Source organism: Streptomyces sp. Ru72 (assembly GCF_002920635.1).
In the GTDB taxonomy this organism is placed as follows: Bacteria; Actinomycetota; Actinomycetes; order Streptomycetales; family Streptomycetaceae; genus Streptomyces.
The window spans coordinates 37,061-61,004 of record NZ_PQSR01000001.1 but is presented as its reverse complement, the minus strand read 5'-3'; the positions used below and the strand labels follow the sequence as shown (position 1 = coordinate 61,004).

General features: G+C 71.3%; 22 protein-coding genes and 1 tRNA gene. 5 read left to right on the top strand and 18 right to left on the bottom strand.

Going from position 1 to position 23,944, the window contains the following annotated elements:
- Positions 1-63: 63 nt before the first annotated feature.
- The 7 genes from pheA to C3488_RS00275 all read right to left on the bottom strand — a co-directional run bounded on the left by pheA (position 64) and on the right by C3488_RS00275 (position 7,491).
- On the bottom strand, positions 64-996 hold the full coding sequence (gene pheA / locus C3488_RS00305) for a prephenate dehydratase (protein WP_103837236.1): 933 nt from the start codon (positions 994-996) through the stop codon (positions 64-66).
- A gap of 102 nt (positions 997-1,098) precedes the next feature.
- The gene (gene efeB / locus C3488_RS00300; RefSeq protein ID WP_103837235.1) at positions 1,099-2,349 is read right to left on the bottom strand and encodes an iron uptake transporter deferrochelatase/peroxidase subunit; all 1,251 of its coding nucleotides are present in this window, start codon (positions 2,347-2,349) and stop codon (positions 1,099-1,101) included.
- Positions 2,350-2,357: 8 nt separating this feature from the next.
- Positions 2,358-4,418: a copper resistance CopC/CopD family protein gene (locus C3488_RS00295; protein ID WP_258053236.1), complete on the bottom strand. Its 2,061-nt coding sequence runs from the start codon at positions 4,416-4,418 to the stop codon at positions 2,358-2,360.
- 88 nt (positions 4,419-4,506) lie between these two features.
- A complete protein-coding gene (locus C3488_RS00290; protein ID WP_103837369.1) occupies positions 4,507-4,959 on the bottom strand; it encodes a copper chaperone PCu(A)C in 453 nt (150 codons plus the stop codon).
- Positions 4,960-4,985: 26 nt separating this feature from the next.
- On the bottom strand, positions 4,986-5,660 hold the full coding sequence (locus tag C3488_RS00285) for an SCO family protein (RefSeq protein WP_103837234.1): 675 nt from the start codon (positions 5,658-5,660) through the stop codon (positions 4,986-4,988).
- A gap of 106 nt (positions 5,661-5,766) precedes the next feature.
- On the bottom strand, positions 5,767-6,498 hold the full coding sequence (locus tag C3488_RS00280; RefSeq protein WP_103837368.1) for a YcnI family protein: 732 nt from the start codon (positions 6,496-6,498) through the stop codon (positions 5,767-5,769).
- A 180-nt stretch (positions 6,499-6,678) separates the two neighbouring features.
- A complete protein-coding gene (locus tag C3488_RS00275) occupies positions 6,679-7,491 on the bottom strand; it encodes a hypothetical protein (RefSeq protein WP_103837233.1) in 813 nt (270 codons plus the stop codon).
- Positions 7,492-7,743: 252 nt separating this feature from the next.
- Here C3488_RS00275 and C3488_RS00270 point away from each other — a divergent pair, with 252 nt between their 5' ends.
- On the top strand, positions 7,744-8,199 hold the full coding sequence (locus C3488_RS00270) for an ATP-binding protein (RefSeq protein ID WP_103837232.1): 456 nt from the start codon (positions 7,744-7,746) through the stop codon (positions 8,197-8,199).
- Positions 8,200-8,440: 241 nt separating this feature from the next.
- On the opposite strand, the gene C3488_RS00265 is transcribed toward C3488_RS00270, so the two are convergent.
- Positions 8,441-9,916, bottom strand: coding sequence for an aminopeptidase P family protein (locus C3488_RS00265; RefSeq protein ID WP_103837367.1), 1,476 nt, complete (start codon positions 9,914-9,916; stop codon positions 8,441-8,443).
- 101 nt (positions 9,917-10,017) lie between these two features.
- Positions 10,018-11,481: a PP2C family protein-serine/threonine phosphatase gene (locus C3488_RS00260; protein WP_103837231.1), complete on the bottom strand. Its 1,464-nt coding sequence runs from the start codon at positions 11,479-11,481 to the stop codon at positions 10,018-10,020.
- A 553-nt stretch (positions 11,482-12,034) separates the two neighbouring features.
- On the opposite strand from C3488_RS00260, the gene C3488_RS00255 reads away from it, so the two are divergent.
- A complete protein-coding gene (locus C3488_RS00255; protein WP_103837230.1) occupies positions 12,035-12,700 on the top strand; it encodes a bifunctional DNA primase/polymerase in 666 nt (221 codons plus the stop codon).
- 92 nt (positions 12,701-12,792) lie between these two features.
- Positions 12,793-13,356 (top strand): hypothetical protein, encoded by a 564-nt coding sequence (locus tag C3488_RS00250; protein ID WP_103837229.1) that lies wholly within the window; start codon positions 12,793-12,795, stop codon positions 13,354-13,356.
- Between the two features lie 338 nt (positions 13,357-13,694).
- Here the strand turns inward: C3488_RS00250 and C3488_RS00245 are convergent, their stop codons facing one another.
- The 3 genes from C3488_RS00245 to C3488_RS00235 form a co-directional block, all read right to left on the bottom strand.
- Positions 13,695-14,675 (bottom strand): DUF5926 family protein, encoded by a 981-nt coding sequence (locus C3488_RS00245; RefSeq protein ID WP_103837228.1) that lies wholly within the window; start codon positions 14,673-14,675, stop codon positions 13,695-13,697.
- A 433-nt stretch (positions 14,676-15,108) separates the two neighbouring features.
- A complete protein-coding gene (locus tag C3488_RS00240; RefSeq protein WP_258053223.1) occupies positions 15,109-15,651 on the bottom strand; it encodes an ATP-binding protein in 543 nt (180 codons plus the stop codon).
- A 203-nt stretch (positions 15,652-15,854) separates the two neighbouring features.
- The gene (locus C3488_RS00235) at positions 15,855-16,664 is read right to left on the bottom strand and encodes a glycerophosphodiester phosphodiesterase (RefSeq protein WP_103837227.1); all 810 of its coding nucleotides are present in this window, start codon (positions 16,662-16,664) and stop codon (positions 15,855-15,857) included.
- 279 nt (positions 16,665-16,943) lie between these two features.
- Between C3488_RS00235 and C3488_RS00225 the strand changes: the two genes are divergently transcribed.
- Both C3488_RS00225 and C3488_RS00220 read left to right on the top strand, forming a co-directional pair.
- A complete protein-coding gene (locus tag C3488_RS00225; RefSeq protein WP_181138830.1) occupies positions 16,944-18,479 on the top strand; it encodes a S1C family serine protease in 1,536 nt (511 codons plus the stop codon).
- Positions 18,480-18,565: 86 nt separating this feature from the next.
- Positions 18,566-18,650: transfer RNA gene (locus C3488_RS00220), tRNA-Ser, on the top strand.
- A gap of 137 nt (positions 18,651-18,787) precedes the next feature.
- Here C3488_RS00220 and C3488_RS00215 read toward each other — a convergent pair.
- The 6 genes from C3488_RS00215 to C3488_RS00190 all read right to left on the bottom strand — a co-directional run bounded on the left by C3488_RS00215 (position 18,788) and on the right by C3488_RS00190 (position 23,884).
- Positions 18,788-20,164, bottom strand: coding sequence for a tyrosine-type recombinase/integrase (locus C3488_RS00215; RefSeq protein WP_103837225.1), 1,377 nt, complete (start codon positions 20,162-20,164; stop codon positions 18,788-18,790).
- Positions 20,165-20,225: 61 nt separating this feature from the next.
- A complete protein-coding gene (locus C3488_RS00210; protein ID WP_103837224.1) occupies positions 20,226-20,414 on the bottom strand; it encodes an AlpA family transcriptional regulator in 189 nt (62 codons plus the stop codon).
- Between the two features lie 161 nt (positions 20,415-20,575).
- Complete coding sequence (locus C3488_RS00205) at positions 20,576-21,808, bottom strand: DUF3631 domain-containing protein (protein WP_103837223.1); 1,233 nt, start codon at positions 21,806-21,808, stop codon at positions 20,576-20,578.
- Positions 21,805-22,161, bottom strand: a complete 357-nt coding sequence (locus C3488_RS00200) for a hypothetical protein (protein ID WP_103837222.1) — start codon at positions 22,159-22,161, stop codon at positions 21,805-21,807. Before C3488_RS00200 ends, C3488_RS00205 begins: the two co-directional genes overlap by 4 nt.
- 65 nt (positions 22,162-22,226) lie before the next feature.
- Complete coding sequence (locus tag C3488_RS00195) at positions 22,227-23,150, bottom strand: bifunctional DNA primase/polymerase (RefSeq protein ID WP_103837221.1); 924 nt, start codon at positions 23,148-23,150, stop codon at positions 22,227-22,229.
- Positions 23,147-23,884, bottom strand: a complete 738-nt coding sequence (locus C3488_RS00190; RefSeq protein WP_103837220.1) for a DNA cytosine methyltransferase — start codon at positions 23,882-23,884, stop codon at positions 23,147-23,149. Before C3488_RS00190 ends, C3488_RS00195 begins: the two co-directional genes overlap by 4 nt.
- Positions 23,885-23,944 lie beyond the last annotated feature (60 nt).

Sequence of the window (23,944 nt, the reverse complement as noted above, 5' to 3'; positions counted from 1 at the left end):
ATCGAGAAGGCCGCCTGTGGATAACTTCTGTGGACAATGAAAATCCGCAGGTAGGACGAGACGCTAGAACCGGCCGTCCTGGCAGCGCGCCACCCAGTCCGCGGCCGTGGCGAACTCGTCGTCCGACGTCCCCGGCAGCGGGGCACGCACGGCGTCCGGCTCGATGTCCGCCCGCGGGTACGAGCCGAGGAACCGCACCTGCAGACAGATCCGCTTCAGCCCCATCAGCGCCTCGGCGACCCGGCGGTCCGAGATATGGCCCTCGGCGTCGATGCAGAAGCAGTAGTTCCCGATGCCGGCTCCCGTCGGGCGGGACTGCAGCAGCATCAGGTTGATGCCCCGCACGGCGAACTCGCCCAGCAGGTCGCGCAGCCCACCGGGGTGGTCGTCGCGCTGCCACAGCACGACGGAGGTCTTGTCCGCGCCCGTCGGTGCCGCCGGCCGGGCGGGCCGGCCGACCAGCACGAACCGTGTCTGCGCGTTCTCCGCGTCGTGGATGCCGGTCTCCAGCGCCTCGAGGCCGTAGCGGGCGGCGGCGAACTCACCCGCGAACGCCGCGTCGTAGCGGCCTTCCTGGACCAGACGGGCGCCGTCCGCGTTCGACGCCGCCGACTCCCAGACGGCGTCCGGGAGGTTGGCCTTCAGCCAGTTGCGCACCTGGGGCTGGGCGGCGGGGTGCGCAGTGACGGTCTTGATCTCGGAGAGCTTCGTGCCGGGACGGACGAGCAGCGCGAAGGTGATCGACAGGAGCACCTCGCGGTAGATCATCAGCGGCTCACCGGCGACCAGTTCGTCGAGCGTGGTGGTGATGCCGCCCTCCACCGAGTTCTCGATCGGCACGAAGGCGGCCTCCGCCTCGCCGCTGCGGACGGCGTCGAGCGCCGCGGGGACGGACACCATCGGGACGAGCTCACGGGTCGCGGCCTCGGGCAGCGTACGGAGGGCGACCTCGGTGAAGGTGCCCTCGGGACCGAGATACGCATAGCTGGCTGGCATGCCCTCACCCTAATGCGCCCTGCCGACGCGAGGCTCGCACCTGAGGAAAGGGCACCCCATCGAGGGCCCGCCCCAGCCGACCGGATCCGAGAAGGACAGGCCCTACCCCTCCAGCAGCCGCTGCCCCACGTACTCCCCCGACGCCGCGCCGCCCGGCACCGCGAACAGGCCGCTCGCTTCGTGGCGGATGTACTGCGACAGCGCGTCCCCCCGGTCCAGCTTGCGTTGCACGGTCACGAAGCCGCGCAGCGGATCCGCCTGCCAGCAGATGAAGAGCAGGCCCGCGTCCGGTGTCCCGTTCGGGTCAAAACCGTCGTGGTAGGAGAACGGGCGGCGGAGCATCGCCGCGCCCCCGTTCTGATCGGGCCTGGTGATCCGCGCATGGGCGTTGATCGGGACGACCAGCTTGCCGTCGGCGCCGGTCTTCTCCAGGTCCATCTCGGTGGTCTCGGTGCCGCCGCTGAGCGGTGCCCCGTCGGACTTGCGGCGGCCTATGACCTCCTCCTGGGCCTTGAGCGAGAGCTTCTCCCAGTCGTCGAGGAGCATGCGGATGCGGCGTACGACGGCGTAGGAGCCGTTCGCCATCCACGCCGGGTCGCCGGACGCGGGCACGAAGACGCGCCGGTCGAAGTCGGTGTCGCTGGGCTTGGGGTTGCGGGTGCCGTCGACCTGGCCCATGAGGTTGCGGGCGGTCATGGGATGCGCGGTAGCGCCCGGCGAGCGGTTGAAGCCGTTCATCTGCCAGCGCAGCCGGGCCGCGCCGCCCGCGTCCTTCTGGATCGCGCGCAGGGCGTGGAAGGCGACGAGCGCGTCGTTGGCTCCGATCTGCACCCACAGGTCGCCCTCGCTGCGGGACGTGTCGAGGTGGTCGGAGGAGAAGTCGGGCAGCGGGTCCAGTGCGTCCGGGCGCTGGTTCTCCAGTCCCGTACGGGAGAAGAAGCTGTGTCCGAAGCCGAAGGTGATCGTCAGGGAGGAGGGGCCGGCGTCACGGGCGACGTCGGTGTCGTCGTGCGCGGCCGGTTCTCCCGCCATCAGCCGCTCGGCGGTGGCGGACCAGCGGCGCAGCAGCGCGGCGGCCTCCTTGCGGCCGGCGCCCGCCGCCAGGTCGAAGGCGACGAGGTGGCCGCGGGCCTGGAGGGCGTCGGTGATGCCGGGCTGATGTTTCCCGTGAAACATCACCCGGTCCGCGCCCAGCGAGGTGAGCGGAGCGCTCTTCTCGGCGGGGGCGGCGGCGTATCCGGCGGCCCCGCCCGCGGCCCCGAGCGCGAGGCCGGTGGCGCCCGCGGTGCCGAGGAGCCGGCGCCGTGTGATGGCCGCTCTGGGGGTGGTGGTGTCGGTGGACTGGTCAGCCATCGTGGGGTTCAGCCGATCTGCGCGTTCTTGTTCACGGTCACTTGGTCGATGTCGGAGGTCCGCACGGTCACCTCGATCTTCCAGTCGCCCGCCATGGGGATCTGGACACCGCTCGCCGACCAGTGGCCGGTGGCGACGTGGTCGGGCGCGATGGGCAGCGGTCCGATGCTCTTGGCCTGAAGGGTGAAGGCGACCTTCACCTCCGGGACGTCGAACGCCTTGCCGTTCGGGCGCGTCACGTAGAGGTGCAGCACGTTGCCACCGACGCGGGCCGGGTCGAGGGTGAGCCGCACGGTGCCCTTGCCGTCCTGGCCGCCCGTGTCGAAGGGGATCTTCAGCGACAGGGACCCGGAGCGCTGCGATGCGGAGGAGGCGGTGACCGCCTTGGCCGCCTCTTCCGTGCGTCCGGGTTCCGTGGTGGTCAGCACGGTGGTGACGGCCAGCAGGACGACGGCGACGGCCGCCTCGGCGAGGACGGAGCGCCGCAGCCCGGCACGGGCGGGGTCGGCGTCCCGGACCCGCTTGGCGCGTGTGGCGGCCACGGCGGCCCGCTGCCGGGCGAGCTGGGCGGCACGCTCGGAGCCACCGGACCCCGTGGACGCCCTGCCGGACGCTCCGGCCGGATCGGAGGCGCCTTCCGCGCGGGAGTCTTCCGCTCCGGTGGCCTTGGCCGATGTCTGCTCGGCCGGCACCGACGCCGACGCCGATGTCTGCGCCGACGCCGACGTCTGCGCCGCGACCGTCGTCCGCTTCTTCTGAGCCGTGTCCTCCGCGACGTCGGCCGGTGCGTCCGCCAGCCGTGCCGTCCACCGCCGCGAGGTCCACGCGATCCCGATGAGGACGGCGACCAGGCCGATCTTCACGAGCAGCAGCTGCCCGTACGTCGTCCCGGTCAGCGCCGACCAGGAGCCGACCTGGCGCCAGGACTGGTAGACCCCGGTCGCGGCCAGCGTCACGACGCTGCCGAACGCCAGGCGCGAGAAGCGCCGTACGGCTGCCGTCCCGATCGACGGCGCCCGGTACAGCGCGACGAGCAGCGTGGCGAGTCCGCCCAGCCAGACGGCGACCGCCAGCAGGTGCAGGACGTCGACGGGCATGGCGACGCCCGTCTGGATGCCGGTCGAGGCGTGTTCGGCCATGGCCCAGGTCGCGGCCAGCCCCGCCGCGATCACGGTTCCGCCGATGGCGAGCCCGAAGGTGAGGTCCCGCTTCTCGGCGGACGGGGCGACAGTGCCGGCCCCGACATCCGCATCGGGCGCGCCCTGCCCGGAATCCGCCTCGGCGGCCGCCTCCTCCGTGTCCCGCCTCACATAGGCACCGAACAGCACCGCGATGAACAGTGCCGCGGCCGCGAGCAGCAGGAGCCGGGACACCAGCGCCGCCCCCGCCTTGGTCTGCAGCACCTGCCCGATCAGGGACAGGTCGAAGATGTCGGCGACCTTGCCCGAGCCGGTGTACGAGCCGCGCAGGAGCAGCAGCGTGAGCGTGGCCGAGGTGAGCGCCACCCACCCCGAGACTACGAGCCGCTGCACGGCCCGCACCCCGGCGCCCCGCTGCCAGCAGGCAAGCACGAAGGCCCCCCCACCGATCAGCAGGATGTACCCGGCGTAGGAGACGTACCGCCCGATCCCGTAGAGGGTGCCGACGACCCCGCCTCCCACGGTCGGACCGGAGGCGGAGACCGTGGTCGCGGAGGGGGCGCCGACGGAGAAGGTGAAGGCCCCGGAGACGGGGTGGCTGTCGGCGGACACCACCTGGTAGGTGACGGTGTAGGTGCCGCTCGGAAGCCCCGGCCGCACCTGCACGCCGTAGGTCGTGCCACTGAGATCGGTCGGCTTTCCGGTGTCGACGCGCTGCCCCCGGGGGTCGAGAACGCGCAGCGAGCTGTCGGAGAACGCGACCTGCTCGGAGAAGGTGAGCGTGACCTGGGTGGGCGCCTTGTCGACCACCACTCCCTGCGCGGGGTCGCTGCCGAGCAGCGCGGCGTGCGCGGAGGCGGGCGAGGCCCCGGCGAACAGCCCGCCCGCGGCGGCGAGCAGCAGCGTCAGCAGCAGGCGGGCCGCGCGGATGCGGACCGTGCGCCGGGACGCCGCATGGATGGTGCTCGGGGCGGCGCGCCCGCCGGGAGCGATGGCCTGCGTCACGGTGATGCCTCCCTCAGTGGCCGGTCTTCGGGTTGTACGTCGCCGGCTTCACGGGCATCTCGACGGTGACCGTTCCGGACTTCGCGAAGTGGAGCTGTACGGACACCTTGTCGCCCTGTTTCGGCTTGTGGGTGAGCTTTTCGAACATGAGGTGGTTGCCACCGCTGGTGAAGTCCAGCTCGCCGTGCGCGGGTACGGCGAACGACTTCTCCTCCTCCATGGCGCCGCCCTTGGTGGAGTGCAGCGTGACGTCGCCGGCGAGGCCGCTGGTGACGGAGGTGAGGGTGTCGGCGCCGCCGGAGTTGGTGACGGTGAAGAAGCCGGCCGCCATGTCGGCGGTGACGGGCTGGGGCATGTAGGCGCCGGTGACCTTCAGCTCCGGCTCTGCGGAGGATCCGCCCGAGCCGCCGCAGCCGACGAGCACCAGCCCGCCGCAGCCGGCGAGGACCATCCCCGCCGCCAGCATCGCGGCGGGGCCGCCGAGACGGCGGCTCACGGGTTCTCCCCCTTGATGATCTTGGGTATGTCGCGGATGTAGTCGTCCACGGTGGCGTCCTGGCCGTAGACCACGTAACCGCCGTTGCTCTTCGGGGAGAACGCGATGACCTGGGTGCCGTGGGTGGAGACGATCTTGCCGTCCTTGTCCTTCTTCGGCGGCTCGATGCTGATGCCGAGCGTGCGGGCGCCGGCCTGGATGGTGGAGAAGTCGCCGGTCAGGCCCACGATGGACGGGTCGATGCCCTTGAGCCACGTGCCGAGTGCCGAGGGGGTGTCGCGCTCCGGGTCGGTGGTGACGAAGACGATTCGCAGCGAGTCCTTCTGCGCCTGGGTCAGTTGCTTGCTCCGGTCCACCTCCTTCTTGGCGACGGCGAGGTTGTTCATCGTCAGCGGGCAGACGTCGGGGCAGTGGGTGTAGCCGAAGTAGATCAACGTCGGCTTGTCCTTGGTCTGCTCGCGGAGGTCGTACTTCTTGCCGTGGGTGTCGGTGAGGACGAGGTCCGGCTTCTCGAACGGCTGGTCCAGCACCGTTCCGGCCTTGTCGGAGCCGGGCTCCGCGGACACGACGGCGACCGGCTTGTCGCCGCTGTCGCCGGACCCGCAGGCGGTGAGGGTGAGCGCGGCGGTGGCGAGGAGCGCGGCCGCTGCGAACGTCTTCTTGGTGCGCATAGAGAAATGTCCCAGATGTCAGTTCTTACGGGTGCGCCGGGGCCGTACGTGTCGCGTCACGGCGTTGTCGTACGACCCCTGCGCGTGCCCGGAGGCGAGGTGGAGCTCAGGCGCCGGTGGTGCGCCGGCGGCCGGCCAGGACGCCGTACGCCACGCCCGCCGCGCCGACGGCGATGCCGACGACGCCGAGGACTCGGGCGGTGGTGTCGGTGCCGCCGGAGGAGGTGCCGGCGGCGGTGTCCTTGGCGGTCGACGTGGTGTCGGAGGCGTCCTCGGCCGTGGAGCCGTGGTGGCCGGACGAGGAGGCGGAGGCCAGTTCGAGCACCGGGGCGGGGTTCTCGGGCTCCTCCTGGCCCTCCTTCTGCGGCTCGATCCAGCGCACCACCTCGTTGTTGGAGTACGTCTGGAGGGCCTTGAAGACGAGTTGGTCGGTGTCCTCGGGTAGCTGGCCGACCGAGAGCGGGAACTTCTGGAAGTAGCCCGGCTCGATGCCCTTGCCGGTGGCGGTCCAGGTGACCTTGGTCACGGCCTCGTTGATCTGCCGGCCGTGCAGGGTGAGCGGCTTGGCGAGCTTGGACTTGGTGACCTGCACCTTCCAGCCGTCGACCGGCTCCGGCATCACCGAGGCCAGCGGGTGGTCGGTCGGGAAGCTGACCTCGAGCTTGGTGGTCGAGGCGTCGTCCCGCTCGTTCGGGACCTTGAAGTCGACGACCGCGTAACCGCCCTTGGCGGCCTGACCCTCCGGTTGCACGGTCACGTGCGCGAAGGCGGGCGCGGACAGGACGAGAACGGCCGATGCGGCGGCGGCACCGGTGACGGCGATGCGGGAGCCCTTCAGGGAACCCTTGATGGCCTTCATGGCTTGAGACCACTCCACTTCGAGTGAGAGTCCGTTGGCGACGAGGAGATGCGCGTGCGCGGGTGATCGCGGCCGTGGCCGGTTCCTTCGTGTGGGCACGCGCGCGTGCCGCGCGACGGCACTCTCTCCCGTACGGACGGGTGGAGTGGTGCGGTCGCGTCAGGCAGCGAGGAGGAACGGAGTGGAGGAGGGCGGTCCGCGCCGGATCACCGTGTGTTGCAGCGTGGTCGTCCGCGGCTTGTGAGGCAGCAGGAAGCCGGTGCGCGGGGCGCGCGGCCCGGCGTCGGGCGCGCCGGGGAGCCCGGCCAGGAGGGCGCGTGCGAGTGCGAACGACGAGCGCAGGGATCGTACGAGCGCCCCCTCTGCGGCTCCGTGCGCCGACAGCCGCATGAGCCGCAGCAGCGCCATGTCCCCACGGCGCAGCACCCACCCGGCGGCGACGGCCGCGAGGAGGTGCCCCAGCAGCATGGGCAGGGACGGCAGGACCGACCACCACGAGCCGGCGGCCGACAGGGCGTCGGCCGGGTGGTGCGCGGCGGCCGTGTCCGCCGCCGTGGTGAGGCGCGCGTCGGAGAGGATCTTCTGGGCGTGTGCGGGGGAGATCGTCGCCGCGGTGGCGCCGCACACCAGGTGCGCGGCCCGGGCCACGAGTGCGGCGTCGGCCGTGGACATCGCCTTGGACGCCATGGCGCCGGAGTGCTGCCCGAGCCCGAACAGCGTGTGCAGCACGACCTGGCCCACCGCGAGGACCGCCGCGATGCCCGGCAGCGAGCGCTCCCGCCCGGCGAGGAGGGCGGCGACGGCGAACACTCCGAGCAGGCCGGCGCCCAGCGTCCACAGCGGGACCGTGGCGCAGGAGGCGAGCCCGTGCCCGGCCGCGGCCAGCACGACGCAGACCGCGGCGAAGACCGCGGCCCGCAGTATCCGGAGATCGCCTCCGGCGCGCGCCGTGCGCGGGTGGGGGGCACTCATGGCGGCCTCATCATCCCACTGGTCTCGGCGGGGCAGTACGGCAGGTCCGCAAGGTGATGTAAATGTGGTAATCAGAACAGTGATCTGGAAGATCGCGTTCTAGTGACCCGTGCTCCAACCACCCCCGCATACACCTGATCCCCGCCCCGGCGCATCTGCCGAATGGGCGGGAAGTCGACAATCGGGCGATTGCCCTCCAGCAGGCGTGGCAATACGTAACGGTATGTCGAGCCGCGGCCAGGAGGCTGGAGCATGAGCATCTGGTGGTCACTCCATCTGCGGCGCGAAGCTGCGAGCGTGCCGCTCGCCCGACGGCTCCTGCTGGGCACGATGGAGACCGCGGGCGTCGATCCGGACATCTCCTACGACCTCTCCGTCGCCCTCACCGAGGCCTGCGCCAACGCGGTCGAGCACGGGGGCGACACCGCGAACGGCGGTGTGTCGGAGGCGTACCGGGTCACGGCCTACCTCGACGGCGAGAAGTGCCGCATCGAAGTCGCCGACTCGGGCCCGGGTTTCCCGGCCGGCAGACCTCGTACGGTGACCCGCCCGGTGCGCGCGGACGCCGAGCACGGTCGTGGCCTGGGTCTCATCGAGGAGCTCGCCGACCATGTGCACATCGGCAACAAACCGGGTCGGGGCGGCGCGGTGGTGAGCTTCGACAAGATCCTCAAGTGGCGCGACGACTCTCCGCTGATGGCGGTGTAGTGCCCTGCCGGACCGTGCCGCGTGGAGTCCCTCACGGCCGAGGCCTGCCGCCGCGGCACGAGCGCATGCGCGACGAACCCAAGTCCAGAAGGCCGGAGTTCACCATCTCTGTGGCCGTTCCCCGTCTCACCCGCCCTTTGCGCGGGACCGAGCCGAGAGAGCCCCGGACCTCATACGAAGGGCCGGGCACCCCAGCGGTACTCGGCCCTTCGCTCCCGACGCCCGTGCTGCAGTTCGCGTGTCAGCCCTTCAGGGACGCCATCCACTGCGCGACCTCGTCGGCGCGGCGCGGCAGGCCCGCCGAGAGGTTGCGGTTGCCGTCCTCGGTGACCAGGATGTCGTCCTCGATGCGGACGCCGATGCCGCGGTACTCCTCCGGGACGGTCAGGTCGTCCGCCTGGAAGTACAGGCCCGGCTCCACCGTGAGCACCATGCCGGGCTCCAGGACGCCGTCCACGTAGGTCTCGGTCCGCGCGGCGGCGCAGTCGTGGACGTCCATGCCGAGCATGTGGCCCGTGCCGTGCAGGGTCCAGCGGCGCTGCAGGCCGAGCTCCAGGACCCGCTCCACCGGGCCCTCGACGAGGCCCCACTCGACGAGCCGCTCCGCGAGAACGCGTTGCGCGGCGTCGTGGAAGTCGCGGTACTTGGCGCCCGGCTTCACCGCCGCGATACCGGCCTCCTGGGCCTCGTACACCGCGTCGTAGATCTTCTTCTGGATCTCGCTGAAGCGGCCGTTGACCGGCAGCGTGCGGGTGACGTCGGCGGTGTAGTACGTGTGCGTCTCCACTCCCGCGTCCAGCAGGAGCAGGTCACCCGAGCGGACCGGGCCGTCGTTGCGCACCCAGTGCAGCGTGCAGGCGTGCGGACCGGCCGCGGCGATGGTGCCGTAGCCGACGTCGTTGCCCTCCACGCGCGCCCGGAGGAAGAAGGTGCCCTCGATGTAGCGCTCGGAGGTCGCCTCCGCCTTGTCGAGGACCTTCACCACGTCCTCGAAGCCGCGCACGGTCGAGTCGACCGCCTTCTGCAGCTCGCCGATCTCGAACGCGTCCTTGACCAGCCGCATCTCGGAGAGGAAGACCCGAAGCTCCTCGTCCCGCTCGGCGGTGACCTTGTCGTGCAGCGCGGTCTCGACGCCCGCGTCGTACCCGCGCACCACGCGCACCGGGCCGGTGGCCTCCTTCAGCTTCTGAGGCAGTTCGCGCACGTCCGAGGCCGGAATGCCGTAGAGCTTCTCCGCCTCGGTGAGCGAGTGGCGGCGGCCCACCCACAGCTCGCCCTGCCCGGAGAGCCAGAACTCGCCGTTCTCCCGGTCGGAGCGGGGTAGCAGATAGAGGGTCGCGCGGTGGCCGTCGGAGGTGGGCTCCAGGACCAGGACGCCGTCCTCGGTCTGGTTGCCGGTGAGGTACGCGTACTCGACCGAGGCGCGGAAGGGGTACTCCGTGTCGTTCGAGCGGGTCTTCAGGTTGCCCGCGGGGATCACCAGACGCTCGCCCGGGAAGCGCGCGGACAGCGAGGCGCGGCGGGCGGCGGTCTCGGCGGCCTGGGCGATCGGCTCCAGGTCGCGCAGCTCGGTGTCGGCCCAGCCCGACTTCATGTTCTCGGCCAGCTCGTCGGACACGCCCGGGTACAGGCCGTTCTTGCGCTGCTTGATGGGCTCTTCGGTCTCCTCCACGGCCTCCGGGGTCGCCGGGGTCTCGGGGGTGAGCTCGTCCGCCACGGTCATCCTCCTTGGATACGGCACTGGGCCACCCCCATCGTACGGTCGTACAGAAGGGGGTCCCGGGCAGGAAGGGACCGTCACCCGGTGTGGGCGGCGGGTCACTCGAAGCGGGCCGCCAGCAGCACCACGTCCTCCGTGCTGTCGGCCTCGCCGAGCCCGTCCGGGAGCACCGTCCGCAGGATGTGGTCGGCGACCGCTCCCGGGTCGATGCGCAGCGGCCTCGGCACGCTCGTGGCCGCCGCGTGCAGCCGGGCGAAGGCGCGGTCCATGGGGTCGCCGGTGCGCTGGAGCAGACCGTCGGTGTAGAGCAGCACGGTCTCGCCGGGCTCCGCGGTCAGTTCGATGCTCGGCGCCTCCCAGCAGGCCAGCATGCCCAGGGGCGCCGACAGCGAGGTCTCCACGAACTCGGTGCGTCTGGGGCCGATCACCAGCGGCGGGCTGTGTCCGGCCCCGGCCAGCGTCAGCTTGCGCAGCGCGGGCTCGCAGTACGCGAACAGGGCGGTGGCCGAGCGGGCGGGCTCGGTGAGCCTCAGCAGCAGCTCCAGATCGGAGAGGACCGCCACCGGGTCCTCGCCCTCCATCACGGCGTACGCGCGCAGGGAGGCCCGCAACCGGCCCGTCGCGGCGACCGTGCCCGGCCCCGAACCGGTGACGGACCCGACGGCGAGGCCGAGCGCGGCGTCGGGCAGCTGCAGCGCGTCGTACCAGTCGCCGCCTCCGCGCGGGCTCGTGCGGCGCCGGGCGGCGAGCTGGACGCCGGGGACGCGGGGCAGCCGGGTGGGCACGAGCTCCTCGGTGATCGTCGCCATGCACGCGCGCGTGCGCTCGATCTCCACCATGCGCGCCAGGTGCTCGGTGGCGTAGCGGGTGTACAGACCGACGAGGTGGCGCTGGCGTTCGACCGGCTCGGCGGGTTCGTCGTAGAGCCAGACGGCGGCGCCGAGGCGGCCGGCGGCCTCGGTGGACAGGGGGAGCGCGTAGCTCGCGGCGTAGCCGAGGCGGGCGGCCACATCGCGGTGGCGGGGGTCGAGCCCGTCCTCGGAGAACAGGTCGGGCTCGGCGATCCCGCGCTCCCCGCCCGGCAGTCCGTCGAGGATCCTGCCGTACGACAGGGAGCTGCGCGGCACGGTCTCGATGTGCCCGAGGTCGGCGCGGCCCAGGCCCAGGCCCATCGTGGTGTCCGGGCCGAGCCCGTCGCGTGGTTCCAGTACGACGAGACCGCGCCGGGCACCCACCAGGGCGGCTCCGGCGCGGAGCATTTCCTGGAGCGCTTCGGCGAGGGAGCCGGTGCGGGCCAGGCGTTCGGTCAGTTCGTGCAGCGTCGTCAGGTCGGAGACCCAGCCGGCGAGCCGGTCCTGGAGGAGCGCTCCGGGGCCGGAGGGGCCGGTGGAGGCGGAGGGGGCGGCCGAGGGGGCTCCCGTGACGGCAGGCGTCGGCGCGACAGTGTGGGTGGGCGGGGGAACCGTTGAATCGATTCCGGCCACTTTCGGAGGGTGAGGGGCGTTCATGTCGTCCGGCCTTCGGGCCGGAGCGTATCGCTCGATAGCATCGCAAACCCCCATGTCAATCTGCGCCGCTAGCGGTGGCTCCACATGTACACGCACTCAGGAGGGGATGTCCAGCATTGTCCTGCTGGGATTCCTGGTGTCCGGGATGCAGGTTCTTCCCCCTTACGGCACAGCAAAGTTGGCCTAAAATAGCCTCAAGGACCGCCGTATTGCGGTCGACTGGCCTTGTTCAACGGAGCGTCACAACGGTCGTGATGGGTACGTACTCGGTGAAGGCCAGGGGTGGTTGGGGGCCACCCGGAACCTGGCACCGCAACCGGGCGTCATAACCACCGACGGCCGAGCCCCATCCTCCCGTGGTGGAGGCGGCGAGTAAGAGCGGGACGGTAAAACGCCAGGCGTCGCCACCCCACGCCAGGCCCATGCTTGTGGTGGGCGCAGTATGGACGCGGACGCAGCCAACGCTCGGCCCATAGGGGTTCCCCTTGTCCAGGACAGGGGTGTGATGCGCCAGTAGGTACGCACAGTGAAGTGATCGACACATGATCGACACATGACGTGATGGCCCTCGGTGTTGCCGGCGTGCAACGGAAAGGAACGAGCGCTCATGCGCGAGATCCTCGGAAGGCGACGCAGGCTCCTGTCCAGGCGGAACGACGGGAGGCCTGAGTTGATCAGCGCGGCCCTGACCTTCGCGACCGAATGGCAGTGGCCCGTACTCCCGGGTGTGGCACCGGACCCGCAGGGGCGTGCCCGCTGCGGGTGTCCCGATCCGGAGTGCACGGTGCCCGGCGCGCACCCGTTCGACCCCGGGCTGCTGGCGGCCACCACCGACGAGCGCATGGTGCGCTGGTGGTGGACCAACCGGCCGTCCGCGCCGATCGTGCTGGCCACCGGCGGCCAGGCGCCCTGCGCGGTGAGCCTGCCCGCCCTCGCCGCCTCGCGCGCCCTGACGGCGCTCGACCGGAAGGGCATGCGCCTCGGCCCGGTCGTGGCGGCGCCGCACCGCTGGGCGATCCTCGTGGCGCCCTACTCCATGGAGCAGCTCGGCGAGTTGCTGTACGCCAAGGACTTCGTCCCCGGCTCACTGCGCTTCCACGGCGAGGGCGGCTATCTGGCGCTGCCCCCGTCCGAGACCGGCCACGGTGGCATCCGCTGGGAGCGGGCGCCGCTGCCCGGCTCCGCCTCCCCGTGGGTGCCCGACGTCGAGGCCGTGGTGGACGCGGTCGTGGACGTCCTCACTCGTACGGGTGTGAGCGCGCCCGAGTTGTGAGGGTGTCGGGCGCGCGGCGGACCGGGCGCCCGTGATCGGCCGATATCTTCGGCCTCATGCTGATTCGTCCTGGGGGACACGGGAAACGGGGGATGCAGACGGGCACGCGGGCCGACGATCGGCCCCAGTCCGGCAGGAAGCGGCTGCTCGCGCTCCTGGGCGTGGTGGCGGCCGTCATCGCGCTGCCGCTCGCCGTGGCGTCGGCCGGGCCGGTCGGCGACGCGGACCACGCCGCGCTGCGCCCGCCCGTGCACGAGGACGGGAAGCGGGCGGTCCCCTCCCGCCCCCGGCTGCTGGGTCTCGGCCTGGCCACCGCCGCCCGCTGCGGCCCCCAAATCTCCTCGGGCGACGGCATCGAGGCGCAGACGTGTGTGCTGACGCAGGGGCGGGACACCTGGGCGCGCACCTACTACCGCAACGCCACCGGCGAGAAGCTGACCGGGGTCCTGAGCTTCATGGCGCCGGGCGGGCGCAGCGTGGAGATGCACTGCGCGGTGGACGCCGCGGACGACCCGGCGGTCTGTGACACGCCGCGGCAGCGTGTGGCGGGCGACATGGGCGCCTACTCGGCGGTCGCGGAGTTCTCCCGGAGCGACGGGGGCGGACCGCTGCTGCTGCGCTCGGGAAGCGACCAGGCGGCCGCGAGCGGACAGTGACTCGCCGTCCCGTCCGGCAGTGACGCACCGATCTCGTGCGACGGTGACTCATCGACTCGCACGGAGTAACTCGCCGCTCCCGAAGGGCAGTTGATCTGGCGGCCTGTTGCGCCGCAGGCACCCGTACATGGAAAGACCCGGTTGCTGGCGACGGGGGATGCACCAGCAACCGGGCTACTGGAACGGTAACAAGAGATCGGCGGTTCGCAAATTCGATCTCGGCTATTCGGACACGGATTGGCCGGTGACGGCGGGAACTTGTGACAGGAGTCACCTGAGGTCGGACCCCTGGTCGGTGTCCGCCCCGGCCCGACCGGTGGCCGGGCCGGGACTGCGCGTCAGCTGAGCGTCACCTGTCGGTTGGTGAGCCCGCCGCGGGCCCGGCGCTCGTCCGCGGTGAGCGGCGCGTCGGTGGCCAACGCGGTCGAGAGACGCTCGGCGAACTCGGCCGCCGGCTTCTCCACGTCCTCTGCGCCCATGTCGCTCGGCAGGTCCCAGACCGGCACCGTGAGCCCGTGCGCCCGGAAGGAGCCGACCAGGCGCGTGCCTTCGCCGAGGCTCGACCCGCCGGCCGCGTGCAGCCGCGCGAGAGCGTCCAGAAGCCGCTCCTCGGGGTGCGGCATGACCCACCGCAGGTGGTTCTTCTCGGGGGTCTGGCACCAGTAGGCGGCGTCCACGCCGGTCAGCCGGACGGTGGGGATCGCCGCGGCGTTGGCCCGCTCCAGGGACGCGGCCACCTCCGGCGTCGTGTTCTCCGCGTCCGGGACCCAGAACTCGAAGCCGCTGTGCACGACGGGCTCGAAGGGGCCCTCGGGGTCCAGCAGGTCCTGCAGGCGCGGCCCGTCGGCGGGCGGCCGGCGGCCCTGGACCGGGGTGCCGGGCTCGGCGGTGAGGGCGCGCTGGAGGGTGTCGGCGAGATCGCGGCTGATGTCGCCCGACGCCGTGTCGTTCTGCAGGCCGAGCAGGATGGAGCCGTCGTCGCGGCGCAGCGCCGGCCATGCCATCGGCAGCACCGTTGCGAGCGTGACCGAGGGGACGCCCTCGGGGAGTTCCTCCCGGAGCTTCAGCTCGACGGTCGCCGCCGGCACCAGCTCGCGCAGTGCGACCCAGTCGCATTCGCCGGGCAGTCCTTCGAACGGGCGCTGCACCAGCTCGGTCACCGCGTGCGCGGCGGCGCGGCCGTGGCAGGCCTTGTAGCGGCGGCCGCTGCCGCAGGGGCAGGGCTCCCGGCCGCCGACGACCGGGACGTCCCCATCGGCGCGGGCACCGTCCGTGGGCTGCGGGCGCTTGGCCTGGGTCTGGGGTCGCTTCTTGGCCATCGTGGGTGTCTCCCGGTTACGGCTCGTTTCGTACGGTCGCGAGCCTAGCCGCTCGTACGAGCCCCGACGGGATCCTGTGGACAACGCACCGGAGGGTCCACCTGGCGGTACGCGGATCGGGGGGTGGGGAGTGCGGCATGCGGCGGTTCGCCGGCGGTCCGTACCTGTGCGCGTCTGCCGGTTCGCGCTCGGCGGCGGTCGGTCTGTGCGGTGCCGGGCGAGCGTGGCTGCCGGGCGGCGCGAGGTCGGCGGGCCGTCACCGGCGGTCTGAGTCCTGGCCGCCGAAAGCGTCCTGTCCACTCGGGGTCGTCGTACGCTTCCCGACCACGTCGGTCCTGGTCGTCGTACGCGTTCCCGGCCGCCTCGGTCCGGGTCGGCCGTACACGTTCCCCGACCACGTCAGTCGAGGTCGTCGTACGCGTCCCCGGCCACCTCAGTCCATGTCGTCGAACGCGTCCTCGAAGTCCAGGCCCGGTATCTGAGACACGGCCGGTGCCGCGACGCGGGAGGCGAAGTCCTCGCTGCGGCGGGCCGAGTCGGTGTCGTCCTGGACGACGACCCAGACCGTGACCTCGCCGTGGGCGTCGTCCCGTACGCCCCAGTCCTTGGCCAGCGCGCTGATGATGTTCAGCCCCCGGCCGCCGTGCGCCGTCACCGAGGGGGTCGCCGGAACCGGGCGGGTCGGGCCGCCCCCGTCCGTCACCTCGACCGTGAGCCGTCCGGAGGTGTCGACACGCCATGCGGCGCGCACGTCCCCGTCTCCCGTCAGGCTGTCGCGGAGTGGTCTGCCATGCCGACACGCATTGCTGAGCAGTTCCGAAAGGATCAATACAGCATCGTCGATGACCGATTCCGACACTCCACCGGTGCGCAACTGATCGCGCATCCGGTGTCTCGCCTCCCCCACGCCCGCAGGACCATGGGGTACGGCCATGCTCGACGACGTGGGCACCTCCTGTGCCACCACCAACGCCACCCCCGAGACCTCCTTTGCCCCACGCCACGGTGTGAATGCCCCGCGTGACCGGGCCGGAAACCGTCCGTACACGCCCAGTGATGCACTCGACACGACCGAACACGTACCGAACGCGCCGGTGCACTCCCTGTCATCGGTGTGGCTGGTTTCGTCCCATATGGGAGCGTGGGGGAGAAACGTTCCGTGGCGGAGGTCGACCGCGCTCAGCGACCGAGACGGTCCAGCACCGCGCGCGGGCGGTTGGTGATGATGGCGTCGACGCCCAGTTCCAGGCAGAGGTCGACGTCCTCGGGCTCGTTCACCGTCCACACGTGCACCTGGTGTCCGGCCAGCTTCAGCCGCTTGACGTACGCCGGGTGAGTGCGCACGATCCGCATCGAGGGCCCCGCGATCCGGACACCGGCCGGCAGCCGCCCGTCCCGCAACCGGGGCGAGAGGAACTGCAGCAGGTACACCGTCGGCAACGTGGGCGAGGCCGTCCGCACCCGGTGCAGCGACCGCGCCGAGAAGCTCATGATCCGTACCGGCGACTTCTCCGGGGACTCCGGGGCGTCCAGGCCGAACCGCTTCAGCAGGAGCAGCAGCCGCTCCTCGACCTGCCCCGCCCAGCGTGTGGGGTGCTTGGTCTCGACGGCCAGGTCGATGGGCCGCCCGGCGTCGGCGACGAGTTCCAGCAGCCGCTCCAGGGTGAGCACCGAGGTGTCCTCGGGGTCCTGCGGCCGGTGCTCCCAGTCGGGCTCCTCGTCGCTCCTCTTCCAGGAGCCGAAGTCCAGCGCGGCCAGCTCGGCGAGTTCCAGGGTCGAGACCGCGCCGCGCCCGTTGGACGTACGGTTGACGCGCCGGTCGTGGACGCATACGAGGTGCCCGTCCGCGGTCAGCCGGACATCGCACTCGAGGGCGTCTGCACCGTCCTCGATCGCCTTCTTGTACGCGGCGAGGGTGTGCTCGGGGGCGTCCTCGGAGGCCCCGCGGTGGGCGACGACCTGAACCTGGTGCTGTCGTGCGTGGGTCACCGCGCCATCGTCCCACCGTCGCGGGGTACACGTGGGACCGGAGGGCGGCCTGAGGGAATCGGCGAGGTGTCGGGAATGCAGATTTTTGTTCGCACCGGTCCGATATAAAGGATGGCCACGGACCCACAGCCACCGCTTATGGTGCCCTGACGTCCGGTGGGAAAAGCTTGACGGCGTACAAAGGGACACGCACAGCTGAGAGCGCCCGTCGCCGCGTGTGGGTGTGCGAGTGCGGCCGAATGCGACCGAGAAGACAGCCGTGGAACGAGGAGAAGAGCTGTGAGCACCGAGAACGAGGGCACTGCGGTACCCCCGGCCCCGTCTGCACCTCCTGTGCCGGTGGACGCTCCTGCTTCCGCGCCGGGCGAGGCCCCCGAAGGGCAGGCGCCGGCGTCGAACCCCTCGACGTCGGCGGTGGGGTCGGCCTCCGCGGGCACCCCGGGCGCGGGAGGCACTCCGCCCGCGGGGGCCGCGCCGTTCGGGCACGGCGCCCCGCAGCCGCCGAGGCCCGAGGGCGCGCCGCAGCCGGAGGGCGCGCCGACCGCGCAGCTCCCGCCGGTGCCGCCGGGTCACCCCGTGGCCTCCTCCGCCCCCGAGTCCGGCTGGCCGCCGCCTCCGCCGACCACCCCGGCGTACGGGGGCGGTGCGGGCGACCCCTGGGGTGCCCCGTACGAGAGTCCCGCCCCGAAGCCGAAGAACAGGCGGGGCGGCCTGGTCGCCGCGATCCTGGTCGCCGCGCTGGCCGCGGGCGGTGTCGGTGGCGGCATCGGTTACCAGCTGGCCAAGGACGACGACTCCAGCGGCTCCACCACGGTCTCCGCGGCCACCAGCGGCGGCGATGTGAGGCACGACAACGGCACGGTCGCCGCCGTGGCCGCGAGGGCGCTGCCGAGCACGGTCACCATCGAGGCCGAGTCCACAGGCGGCCAGGGCGGCACCGGCACGGGCTTCGTCTTCGACAAGCAGGGCCACATCATCACCAACAACCACGTGGTCGCCGACGCGGTCGACGGGGGCAAGCTCACGGCGACGTTCCCGAACGGCAAGAAGTACGACGCCGAGGTCATCGGTCACGCGCAGGGCTACGACGTGGCCGTCATCAAGCTCAAGAACGCCCCGTCGGACCTCAAGCCGCTCGCCCTCGGCGACTCGGACAAGGTGCAGGTCGGCGATCCGGCGATCGCCATCGGCGCGCCCTTCGGCCTGTCGAACACGGTGACCTCGGGCATCATCAGCGCCAAGCACCGCCCGGTGGCCTCCAGCGACGGCAGCTCCGGCAGCAAGGCCTCCTACATGAGCGCCCTGCAGACGGACGCCTCGATCAACCCGGGCAACTCCGGCGGCCCCCTGCTGGACGCCCAGGGCGCGGTCATCGGCATCAACTCGGCGATCCAGTCGACGAACAACAGCGGGTTCGGCAGCAGCGGCCAGTCCGGTTCGATCGGCCTGGGCTTCGCGATCCCGATCGACCAGGCGAAGTACGTCGCCCAGCAGCTGATCGCCACGGGCAAGCCGGTCTACGCGAAGATCGGCGCCTCGGTCTCCCTGGACGACTCCTCCGGCGGCGCGAAGATCACCGACCAGGGCACGGACGGCTCCGCCGCGGTCGAGTCGGGCGGCCCCGCGGACAAGGCGGGCCTCAAGCCGGGCGATGTGATCACCAAGCTGGACGACACGGTGATCGACAGCGGCCCGACCCTGATCGGCGAGATCTGGACCCACCAGCCCGGGGACAAGGTGACGATCACCTATCAGCGCGACGGCAGGACCCACACGGCTGAAGTGACCCTGGGCTCCCGCGTCGGCGACAACTGAGCCGCACGGTGAGCCAGGTGGCACGGACGAGCACCGCCCGGGACCGGTAGGCTGGACCCGCCCCGCCCCAGGCGGACCGGGGCCGAGGTGGGTTGCCCGAGCGGCCTAAGGGAACGGTCTTGAAAACCGTCGTGGCGCAAGCCACCGTGGGTTCAAATCCCACACCCACCGCTCCGCAGGTCAGAGACTTGCAGGTCAGAAGGGGTGCCACTCTCCGAGCGGCACCCCTTCCCCATGCACCCTGTCTCACCCTGATTCGGCGGTATCCCACCTCTGACCAGCCCGTGCGGCCAACCTGCGGCCAGGATTCACGGGCCGTGGGACACGCTCTCCTGCTCCGCCAACCCCTGCTCGATCAGCGCGTTCATCCTCGCCTCCTCCCCATCCAGAACCTTGGCGTAGTAGCGCTGAAGAACAGCGACGCTCTGTCCCGCGCGGCGGGCCGTCTCCGCGAGGCTCACCCCGGAGCGGAGCCAGAACGACACACAGGCATGCCGCAGGTCATAGGGGATGCGAGCCAGCGGGGAGGCGACCTGCACAGGGGTGAGCGCCTTCTTGCGTGCCTCTTTCCACACTGAGCCGTACTCCTGCGACCGAACCGGGCCGCCGCGCACTGCGCTGAACAGCCGGCCATCGGCCGTAGTGCCGAACGTATCGATGTGCTCCCGCAGGATGGCGACCAGGACCGGCGGAATCGGCAGGGGCCGCACCGCCCGCCGGGCCCGGTGCTTCAGTTGCCTCTCCTCGTACGGCTTGCCGTCATCCGTCCATGCGGACCCCACCTGCGGCCGGGCGCCCGCGAGCATGAGCCGTCCCCACCCTTCCTCGGGGAGTTCACACTGATCGGCACTCAGCATGGACACCTCTTCCGGCCGCATCGCCGCGTAGTAGATGCACGCGAAGAAGGCGACCAGGTGAGCACCGCGCGGACCCTGCGCACGGACGGCGTCCAGCAGTGCCCGCGCTTGTGCGGGCGTGGCGACGCTGCGCACGTCCAGTTCTTCCACTGCCTTGGGAGTCTCCCAGTGCACGCGAAGCAGGGGGTTGCCGGGCAGCAACTCGTGCTCGACTGCCAGGCGCAGGCAGTTGCTCAGCACCGCACGGCGGCGTCGGAGCGTGTTGGCGGCGGCCGGCTTGCCGTCCTGCCGTTTGGCCAGGTGCTCCAGCACCGAGCGCACGCGCTTGGCGCTGTCCAGGTCCACCACGGCCGGCGAGTTGCGTTCCACCCACGCGAGCGCCTTGGCCTCCGCTTCCGGTGGATCCTGATCGTGGCGCCCTGCGTTGAATCCCCACTGGTAGAGCGCGCGGCGCAGGACTTCATCGTCGGGACGCCCCTTCCCTGTCGGGCACAGAGCCATGGTGGCGATGGTCAGGCTCTCCGCGATGCTCGCCCGGTGCTTGGCCGCGGCCGTTGGCCACTTCCGCGCGGCATGTGCGCGGGCGTGGGCGTACCAGCTCGTGCGATTCCGTTCGCGCACCTCCGAGACGGGGAGCCCGGTCTCCGTGTCGAACGGCTCCCCCTTACGAGTCGCGGTCAGCAACTCGGCGCGGCGCGCGTCAGCGAGCGTCTTGGTGGCGAACTTCTCTTGGTGCTCCTTGCCGTCCACCTGCCAGCGCAGTTGGAACGGAGCAGCCTTACTGGGACGCTTGCGGATGTTCCAAATGCGCACGTCGTAGCTGTGCATTGATCTCCCTCGTGGGGAGAGACCCCGCTGAACGGCGGGGCCTCTCCGGTCGGTCACGGATTCAGGCGGCGTTTTCTCCGCACTGCTGCCACCAGGCGTCCAGGTCGGCGCGGCTCACGCGGAGCTGCCCGTTGGGGAGCTTCCGGAGCCGGGGTGCTTGCCCACGGGCGCGCATGCGGTAGAAGGCGGCTCGGCTCATGCCGATCTCTTCGAGAACCTCGGGGAGCTTGAGCATCTGGGGGCGGGCCAAGGTGCGACTCCTTGTCTCGGTCTTCCTTCTGGGGAATCCGCCACGTCCGCCACGCCGCCACATCGCAGGTCACAGCCTTGATCGTGTGGCGGATAGCGGTTTTGTGGCGGATAGGTGCCGCCACACCCGGCGGATGCGGTGGCACCGAGGGGCCGGGCTGGCTATCCGGCGAGGGTGGGCTGTGTGGCGGTTTCAGCGGGCGTGTGGCGGATGGCTGTGGCGGTATCCGCCACGGATTCACCCCCGCTGACCTGCGGTGTGGCGGACGTGGCGGACGTGGCGGACTTTCCGGAGGGCGGGGGGCAGTACCGCGTCCAGGCGTCCGTGAGGTCTTCCGCGTAGTAGCCCTTCGGAAAGCCGGACGGGGTGCGGATGCCACGGGGCTTGATGGGCTTGTTGGCGGGGGTGACGTACTGGCTGAGCAGCTTGGCCAGCATCCGGGAGTTGAGCGGCTTGTCGTCCACGTCGCCCCAGGGGGCGTCGTCCAGGGCGAGCAGCATTTCGAGGATGACGGCGGTGGGCATGCGGTCGGCGCCGCAGAACACCTTGTCGCGCAGGTCGGTCAGCAGCCGGACCCCGAGGGAGGCTTCGTCGTTGTCGTGAGCGGCGTTGACGAGTTCCAGGCAGGCGGCGCGGGCCCGCGCCGGCCAGTCGCCCCCGGCGGCGTCCGCGACGGCGAGCAGGGGTTCCCACACATCCGCAGGTCGGTCGGTGACGCCTTCGGGCATCTCGGGCCAGGCGTTGGCGACCTGTTCGCGCACGGTGTCGGCCCATTTGGCGAGTCGGTCACGCAGGGCGTGACCCTGCTTCTCGTGAATGCGCTGGCGGTAGGGCTCGACCTTCTCGTTGGGGGCGCGCTTGCGCATACGGATGATGACCGCGCGGGTCAGGACGGTGTCGGGCAGGGAGCCGAGTCCCGCCATGGCCACGGCGCAGTAGGAGTCGAAGATCTGCGCGTTCTGGTTGGAGCCCTCCCCGACGCACCGCAGGGCACCGGCCGTCCGTCGGTACCCGGCGTTCAGGAAGCCGCGCAGTGCCTCATCCGTGCCGGCCTTGGGTCCGAAGATGGTGTCCACCTCATCGAACAGAACGGTGGGCAGTCCGGCGGCGGAGTCCACCAGCCGGTATAGGGCGTTCGCGGAGGCGGACACGGTGGTGACCGGTCGAGGGGTGATGAGTTCCACGATCTCCAGCGCCCTGGACTTACCCGACCCCGGCTCCGGGGAGAGGAAAGCGATCCGGGGCGTGGTCTCGAAGCACTCGATGAGGTGGGCGTGGGCGTCCCACAGTGCGACGGCGATGTAGGCGGCCTCGGTGGGGAAGACGTTGAAGCGGCGGTGGAAGGCTTCCACCTCGTCGAGCAGCGCGGCCCCGTCAATGGTCGTGGGGATCATGCGGCGTTCCTCCCTTCCAGGAGTGGTGCGGGAGCTCCCGTGCAGACGGACTTGTGGGCGTCGTACTCGGCAGCCAGAGCGATGACCTTCTGGGCTCCGGTGGCGGTGCCGGTCTGTCCGCAGGTGCAGGCGTAGGCGGCGGTGGGGGTGTCGCCGGTGCGCTTGGACCAGCGGGCTCCGTCCCAGTGGGAGCGGTAGACCGGTGGGGCGTAGATGCGGATGCCGGGCCGCCCCGGCGTTGGGTCTTCCGTGCCGTGGCGAGCCTCGTCGCTCCGGAACCCGTCAGAGCGAAGAGCAGAAACGACGCCCTTGCGGGCGGCGACCTTCGGCCCGCCTACGGCCGCCGCGTCCACAGGCTGTGGAGCGACATTCGACCGGTGGGTGGTGACGGGGAGGCTCTTAGTAGGCGGGGGGTTGGTCACGCCGCCCTCCCGCTGGCCGGGTTATGGGCGATGGACCAGTCCAGCCCACGGCGGATCACGTCGTCGTAGTAGTGCTGTGGCTGTGTGGCGTTGCCCGCTGCCGCCCTACTAAGAGCCTCCTCAACCTCCGACCGGGTCAGGTCGCCGGACGCGACCAGCCGACCGAGAGCGCGCGCGGCCCGCAGCAGGGTGGCGTTGCGGGTGCCGCCCGCGGCCGTGGCCACGTTGGCCACTTCGCCCCGCAGGGCAGCCGCGGCGTACCCGCTCGCGCGGGTGGTGACGGGCACGGCGGCGCCAGCCGCGGGCCGTGGCGAAGGTTTCAGCGCGTCGTGCAGCCAGTCGGGCAGCATGACCGGGTCGCGGTCGTCCACGACGCTGTACGTTCCGTCGGGGGTGGTGCTGCCGGCGGCGACGACGTACCCGCCCCAGCCCCGTGTGTCGATCTTCTTGGCGAGGCGTCCGGCGGTGGAGTGCAGCCGGGTGCCGGGCGGTTGGGTGAAGTACAGGTGCTCTCCCCCGCGCGCGGTCCGCACCCGGTAGGTGTCGGGGACGGCCTGCCCGGCGCGCTCGCAGAGCGCTTGGAAGTTGGTTACGCCGTCAGGCGTTCCTTTCGGTTCTTCAGGTTTGAGCGTGTCCAGGTCCACTACCAGCAGCCCGGACGGGCCGGTGGCGATACCGACGTTGTACGGCTGTTGCGCCCAGGCGGCGGTCAGCAGCTCGGTGTCGGTGGTGGCGCGCTGCTCGGGGGTCTTGTGCCCGTCGGCGCAACGTCCGGTGCCGGGGCAGTACTTCTCGGCGTGCCCGGCCGGGCGCTTGTCGTTGGGGCGGAGCGGGATGACGTGCCATCCCCGCTGGATTGCCTGTGTCGCCCAGGCCAGCAGCGCCAGACGGGCCAAGTCGGTGCTTCCCAGGGTGCTCACGCCGCCACCTCCAGCGCGGGGGCGAGGGTGGCGAGGTAAGCGCGGCCGATCCACTCGGTGTAGGCGGGTGGCAGAGCCTCCCTCAGCCGGAAGTGGTCGGTGGACCAGTCGATGCCCTTCGCGGCGCGGATCTCCTCCACGGTGGCCTTGCCCCCGCCCTTGCCGTACGCGGCCACGTACGGGCCGTCGAAGTACTCGCCGTGCCTCCAGCCGCGCACCCGGCCCCGATGCCGGGGGTGAGCCGGTTGCGGGGTGGTCCATCGTCCGAGTTCGAAGTAGCGGTGCATGAGCACCCCGAGCCCGAACTGTTCCCCGCACAGGCGAATGTCCTTGCGGACCTCCGAGCCAGCCACGTTCTCCATCACGTACGGCCGGCCCGTGGCTTCCAGGGCCGCGCGGACGGGAGCGATGAGACGGGGGTAGGTGCGGCCGATGGCAGCGTTGCGTGCCTTGTTGGTGCCTTTGGTCGGGGCGCCTTCACCCTGGCAGGGCGGCGAGACGTGGATGAAGTCGAATTCGTGGCCGTGGGCCCGGATGAACTCGATCACGTCGCCCTGGTGGAAGACGTCGCCTCGGTAGTCGGGTTGGGGCTCGATGTCCACGCCGGTGATGTGCACGCCAGGGATGGCGCGCTTGTATCCCTCGGTGCCGCCGCCGATGCAGCAGCAGCCGTCCAGCACCCGGAACGGTGCGGTTAACGCCGGTACTCGCCGGATGTCGATGGGTTGGGTCATGCTGGATGTCTCCAGTTCGATGTCAGCGTGCTGGATTGGCGGCGGCCCCGGTTCTTGGCG